The sequence below is a fragment of the Schaalia naturae genome (assembly GCF_042665795.1).
In the GTDB taxonomy this organism is placed as follows: domain Bacteria; phylum Actinomycetota; class Actinomycetes; order Actinomycetales; family Actinomycetaceae; genus Pauljensenia; species Pauljensenia naturae.
The window spans coordinates 1-5853 of the sequence record NZ_JBHTEF010000012.1 but is presented as its reverse complement, the minus strand read 5'-3'; the positions used below and the strand labels follow the sequence as shown (position 1 = coordinate 5853).

The 5853-nt window shown below is 76.2% G+C and carries 5 protein-coding genes and 3 pseudogenes; all 8 read left to right on the top strand.

Going from position 1 to position 5853, the window contains the following annotated elements; genetic code table 11:
- Positions 1–673, top strand: a 673-nt coding sequence (locus ACFQWG_RS14180; protein ID WP_380976524.1) for a ubiquitin-like domain-containing protein, incomplete at its 5' end; no start/stop codon positions are given.
- Positions 670–1528, top strand: a pseudogene (gene rsmA, locus ACFQWG_RS14175) (16S rRNA (adenine(1518)-N(6)/adenine(1519)-N(6))-dimethyltransferase RsmA). The gene ACFQWG_RS14180 and the pseudogene rsmA, both read left to right, overlap by 4 nt.
- Positions 1529–1830: 302 nt before the next feature.
- Positions 1831–1908 (top strand): annotated as a pseudogene (locus tag ACFQWG_RS14170) (hypothetical protein); the annotation flags it as partial.
- Positions 1884–2309 (top strand): annotated as a pseudogene (locus ACFQWG_RS14165) (hypothetical protein); the annotation flags it as partial. The pseudogenes ACFQWG_RS14170 and ACFQWG_RS14165, both read left to right, overlap by 25 nt.
- Before the next feature lie 234 nt (positions 2310–2543).
- Complete coding sequence (locus ACFQWG_RS14160) at positions 2544–3200, top strand: acyltransferase family protein (protein WP_380976522.1); 657 nt, start codon at positions 2544–2546, stop codon at positions 3198–3200.
- On the top strand, positions 3119–3454 hold the full coding sequence (locus tag ACFQWG_RS14155) for a hypothetical protein (protein WP_380976520.1): 336 nt from the start codon (positions 3119–3121) through the stop codon (positions 3452–3454). The genes ACFQWG_RS14160 and ACFQWG_RS14155 overlap by 82 nt, the downstream gene beginning before the upstream one ends.
- A 225-nt stretch (positions 3455–3679) precedes the next feature.
- A complete protein-coding gene (locus tag ACFQWG_RS14150; protein WP_380976518.1) occupies positions 3680–3886 on the top strand; it encodes a hypothetical protein in 207 nt (68 codons plus the stop codon).
- A gap of 218 nt (positions 3887–4104) precedes the next feature.
- Positions 4105–5853 (top strand): ABC-F family ATP-binding cassette domain-containing protein (locus ACFQWG_RS14145; protein ID WP_380976516.1); only part of this gene is annotated, 1749 nt, incomplete at its 3' end.

Genomic DNA, 5853 nt, shown 5'->3' with positions numbered 1-5853 from the left:
GACCTCTCCGGTGCCCTCGGGACCGCCACCGGGCCCCGCGGGGAGGGCGCGCCCCCGCCGCCCCGCCGCCGCGCCCGCCGCAAGGGTGCCCGGCGGCGCGGAGGGCGGCGCGTCCGGCGCGGTGCCCGGCGCCGGGCACCAGCCCGGCACCGGGGCGCTGCGGCGCCTCCTGCCCCGGGCCCTGGTCCTGGCGGTCCTGGCCGGCGGCACCACCGCCTTCCTCGCCGCCGACAAGGAGGTGCGGCTCGCCGTCGACGGCGACTCCCGCACCCTGCACACCTTCGCCGGGGACGTCGGGGCCCTCCTCGACGAGGAGGGCCTCCTCCTCGGCCCGCACGACACGGTCTCCCCGCCCCCGGCCGCCGCCCTCGACAGCGGCGACCGCGTCGAGGTCCGCGCGCCGGCCCTGGTCCTCACCCTCGACGGCCGCCGCCGCACCGTCTGGACCACCGCCGCCACGGTGGACGAGGCGCTGCGCACCCTGGGCGTGCCCGTGGACGGGCACCGCCGGCCGCCCGCCCGCACGCCCATCCCCCGACCGGTCTCACCCTCGACGTCCGCACCGGGCGCACCGCACCCCTCCCGGCCGGCCACCGGGAGGCGGGCCCCCGCGCGCCCCGTGCAGCGGGGGGCGGCTCCGCCGCCGTACCGCGGCCGTAGGCTGTATCGGTGAGCACCACTGACCCCGACGCCCTGCTCGGCCCCGCCGACATCCGAGAACTGGCCGCCGCGCTGGGCGTACGCCCGACCAAGCAGCGCGGGCAGAACTTCGTCATCGACGCCAACACCGTCCGCCGGATCGTGCGCACCGCGGAGGTCCGGCCGGACGACGTCGTCGTCGAGGTGGGCCCGGACTCGGCTCGCTGACGCTGGCCCTGCTGGAGACCGCCGACCAGGTCGTCGCCGTCGAGATCGACGACGTGCTGGCCGGGGCCCTGCCCGCCACGGTCGCGGCCCGGCTGCCCGGCGGGCCGAGCGCTTCCGCCTCGTCCACTCGGACGCCATGCGGGTGCAGGAGCTGCCCGGGCCGCCGCCCACCGCGCTGGTCGCCAACCTGCCGTACAACGTGGCCGTACCGGTGCTGCTGCACATGCTGGAGCGCTTCCCGAGCATCGAGCGCACCCTCGTCATGGTCCAGGCCGAGGTGGCCGACCGGCTCGCCGCCCGGCCGGGCAGCAAGGTCTACGGGGTGCCGTCCGTGAAGGCCAACTGGTACGCGGAGGTCAGGCGGGCCGGGGCCATCGGCCGCAACGTCTTCTGGCCGGCCCCCAACGTCGACTCCGGCCTGGTGTCCCTGGTGCGCCGCGGCGCACCGCTCGCCACCACCGCCTCCCGGACCGAGGTGTTCGCCGTCGTCGACGCGGCCTTCGCGCAGCGCCGCAAGACCCTGCGCGCCGCCCTGGCGGGCTGGGCCGGGTCGGCGGCGGCGGCGGAGGCCGCTCTGGTGGCGGCAGGCGTCTCCCCGCAGGCACGCGGGGAGTCGCTGACGGTGGAGGAGTTCGCACGGATCGCGGAGGCGAAGCAGTGAGTGTCAGCAGGGGCGTCACGGTACGGGTGCCGGCCAAGGTCAACGTCCGCCTCGCGGTCGGCGGAGCCCGGCCGGACGGCTACCACGACCTGGCCAACGTCTTCCTCGCCGTCGGCCTGTACGACGAGGTCACCGTGGCCGGGCCGCGGCACCCACCGTCACCTGCGAGGGCCCGGGGGCCGACCAGGTGCCGCTGGACCGCACCAACCTCGCCGTCCGCGCCGCCGAACTCCTCGCCGCACGGCGGCATCACCCCGAACGTGCACCTCCACATCCGCAAGGACATCCCCGTCGCCGGCGGGATGGCGGGCGGCTCCGCGGACGGCGCGGGCGCCCTGCTCGCCTGCGACGCCCTGTGGGGGTGCGGCTCCTCTCGGGAGGAACTGCTCTCGCTCTGTGCCGAGTTGGGCTCCGACGTGCCGTTCAGCCTGGTCGGCGGGGCGGCACTCGGCACCGGCCGGGGCGAACTGCTCACCCCCCTGGAGGTGGGCGGCGCCTTCCACTGGGTGTTCGCCATGGCCGACGGCGGCCTGTCGACTCCCGCCGTCTACGCCGAGTTCGACCGGCTGAACCGCGGTACCGAGGTCCCGCCCCGGCCGCCCCGCCCGCGCTGCTGGAGGCACTGCGCACCGGCGACACCGCGGGCCTGGCGGACGCCCTCGGCAACGACCTCCAGCCGGCCGCCCTCTCGCTGCGCCCCTCCCTCGCGGCCACCCTGGCCGCGGGCACGGAGGCGGGAGCGCTCGCCGGGCTGGTCTCCGGCTCGGGCCCCACCACGGCCTTCCTGGTGAAGGACGCCGAGGCCGCCGAGTCGGTGGCCGCCGCGCTGCGGGCCTCGGGCACCTGCCGCGAGGCGCGTCCGGCCCTCGCGCCGGCACCCGGGGCGACGGTCGTCGCCGGCGGCTGAGCCCGCCGCCGCGGCACCCGCGGCCGGACGCGGCGGCGCCGGGTACTCAGACGGGAGTTGAGTATCCGGACGGTGTCCGCCGCCCCGGCCGGACGGCAGCGTGGCCCCATGACCACGACCACCGTCCGCGAGCTCGCCCGGAACACCCCCGGAACCCGCGACCGCTACGCCGACCTGCTGCGGGTCGCCTCGCTCGCGACCGTCGTCTGCGGGCACTGGCTGATGGCCGCCGTCACCGCCGACGGCCGGGTCGGCAACCTGCTCGCCTCCCTCCCCGGGCTCCAGGTCCTGACCTGGGTGCTCCAGGTGATGCCGGTCTTCTTCTTCGTCGGCGGCTTCGCCCACGCGCTCACCTTCCGGTCCCTGCGCCGCCGCCTGCCGGCGGGGAGCGTCTACGCGGCCTTCCTGCACGGCCGGTCGCGGCGGCTGCTGGTGCCCACCGCGGTGTTCGTGCTCGTCTGGACGGCCGCGGCCCTGGCCGCCGCCCTCCTCGGCGGGGACCGCGGACCGGTGGGCGCGGCGCTGCGACTGGTCGCGCAGCCGCTGTGGTTCATCGGCGTCTACCTCGCCGTGGTCGCCCTCACCCCACCGCTGCTGAGCTCCACGAGCGGGCCGGAGCCCGGGTGCCCCTCGCCCTCGTCGCGGCGGTGGCCGCCGTCGACCTGCTGCGCTTCGCCTTCGGCGTGCCGTACGTGGGGTTCCTCAACTTCGCCCTCGTCTGGCTCGCCGTCCACCAGCTCGGCTTCCTGCGCGCGGACGGCATGATCCGGCGCCCCGGCCTGCTCGCCGCCGCCGGACTCGCGGGCGCCGCCGCGCTGGTGGCCCTCGGCCCCTATCCCCTCTCCATGGTGGGCATGCCCGGCGAGGAGGTCTCCAACATGGCCCCGCCGACCCTCGCCCTGCTCTGCCACGCCCTCTGGCTGGTCGGCGCCGTGGAGCTGCTGCGCGGCCGGGCACCCGACTCGCGGGCAGGGCGCGCGTGTGGCGGGCGGTCGTCGCCGCCAACGGGGTCGCGATGACGGCGTTCCTGTGGCACCTGACCGCGATGCTCGGCGTCTACGCGGCGCTGCTCGCCGTCGGCGCGCCGCTGCCCGCACCCGCCACGGGGGCCTGGTGGGCGCAGGTCCCGCCGCGGCTGGCGGCCGCCGCGGTGCTCACCGCCCTGCTGGTGGCGGTCTTCCGCCGCTTCGAGGTGCCGGGCGCTCCGGGAGCCTCGCCCCGGCCCGGTTCCGGGCCCCTTCGCCGTGGTCGGCGCCGCACTCTGCCTCTCCGGGGTGCTGGGCCTGTCCCTGGTGGGCTTCGGCGGCATCCTGGACGGCCGGACCGCCGTGCTCGTCGCGGTGCCGGTCTCCGCCCCCGCCGCGCTCGCCATGGTGCTGGGCGGCTGGCTGCTCGTCGCCCGGGCCGCCCGCCCCTCCCCGCCGGCCGGGCCGGACCCCCGGCGGCACTGAGGGGGGCGGTCCCGTGCGCGGGGGCTGTCCGCCCGCCCTCGGCGGACCTGCGCGCGGCTCGACCTGCGGTGCCCGCACGGCGGAGCACCGCCCCCGTACCGGGTGTGCTCCGGGGGCGCGCCAACGCCGCGGGGTGCCGTGGCCTCGCCGTGCGCCCGCCGGGGACCACGGCACAGCCCTTAGGCTGGGACGTCGTTCGTTCCCCGGGCAGGAGAGTCATGGCCGTCAACCTGGTCAACGTCGAGGCAGTCAGCAAGGTCTACGGCACCCGTGCCCTGCTGGACTCCGTCTCGCTGGGCGTCTCCGAGGGCGACCGCATCGGCGTCGTCGGACGCAACGGCGACGGCAAGACCACCCTCATCCGGATGCTGGCCAAACTGGAGGAACCCGACAGCGGGCGAGTCACCCAGAGCGGCGGGCTGCGCCTCGGCGTGCTGACGCAGCACGACTCGCTCGACCCCGAGGCCACCATCCGGCACGAGGTCATCGGGGACCTGGCCGACCACGAGTGGGCGGGGAACGCCAAGATCCGCGACGTCCTCACCGGCCTCTTCGACGGCCTGGACCTCTCCGGCTTCCCGCAGGGGCTCGACACCGTCATCGGCCCGCTGTCCGGCGGCGAGCGCCGCCGGATCGCGCTCGCCAAGCTGCTCATCGCCGAGCAGGACCTGATCGTCCTCGACGAGCCCACCAACCACCTCGACGTCGAGGGCATCGCCTGGCTCGCCCGCCACCTCCGGGAGCGCCGCTCCGCCCTCGTCTGCGTCACCCACGACCGCTGGTTCCTCGACCAGGTCTGCAGCCGGATGTGGGACGTCCAGCGCGGGGCCGTCCACGAGTACGAGGGCGGCTACAGCGACTACGTCTTCGCCCGGGCCGAGCGGGAGCGGATCGCCGCGACCGAGGAGGCCAAGCGGCAGAACCTGATGCGCAAGGAACTCGCCTGGCTGCGCCGGGGAGCGCCCGCGCGGACCTCGAAGCCCCGCTACCGCATCGAGGCGGCCAACGAGCTGATCGCCGACGTGCCCCCGCCCCGCGACACCTCCGAGCTGATGAAGTTCGCCTCCGCCCGCCTCGGCAGGACCGTCCTGGAGCTGGAGGACGTGACCGTCCAGGCCGGTCCCAAGGTCCTGCTCCGGCACGTGACCTGGCAGCTCGGGCCCGGCGACCGCATCGGCCTGGTCGGCGTCAACGGGGCCGGCAAGACCTCGCTGCTGCGCGCCCTCGCGGACGCCGTCCGCAGCGGGGGCGAGGTGCAGCCGGCCGCGGGCCGCGTGGTGGTCGGCAAGACCGTCCGGCTCGCCTACCTCTCCCAGGACGTCACGGAGCTGCCCGGGAGCCTGCGGGTGCTGGAGGCCGTGCAGCAGATCCGCGACCGGGTGGACCTGGGCAAGGGGCGGGAGATGACCGCGGGTCAGCTCTGCGAGCAGTTCGGCTTCGCCAAGGACAAGCAGTGGACCCCGGTCGCCGACCTCTCCGGAGGCGAGCGGCGCAGGCTCCAGCTGCTGCGCCTGCTGATGGACGAGCCGAACGTGCTCTTCCTCGACGAGCCCACCAACGACCTGGACATCGAGACCCTGACCCAGCTGGAGGACCTCCTCGACGGCTGGCCGGGATCGATGGTGGTCATCTCGCACGACCGGTTCTTCGTCGAGCGGACCACGGACCGCACCTTCGCCCTGCTCGGCGACGGCGCGCTGCGGATGCTGCCGCGTGGCATCGACGAGTACCTGGAGCGCCGGGCGAGCCTGGTGGCGGCCGCCGCCCCGGTGCCCGCGGCGGCACCCGCGCCGACGGCGGGCAGGGAGCGCTCCGCCGCGGACGCGCGCGCCGCCAGGAAGGAACTCCAGCGCATCGAGCGCCGGCTCGACAGGATCTCCGACAAGGAGACGACCCTCCACGCGCAGATCGCCGACAACGCCACCGATTTCGAGAAGGTGGCGAGGCTGGACGCGGAGCTGCGTGAA

Bases quoted from the DNA above. Each gene is read 5' to 3' on its own strand.
- ACFQWG_RS14160 (WP_380976522.1), top strand. From the start codon at position 2,544: ATGACCACGACCACCGTCCGCGAGCTCGCCCGGAACACCCCCGGAACC.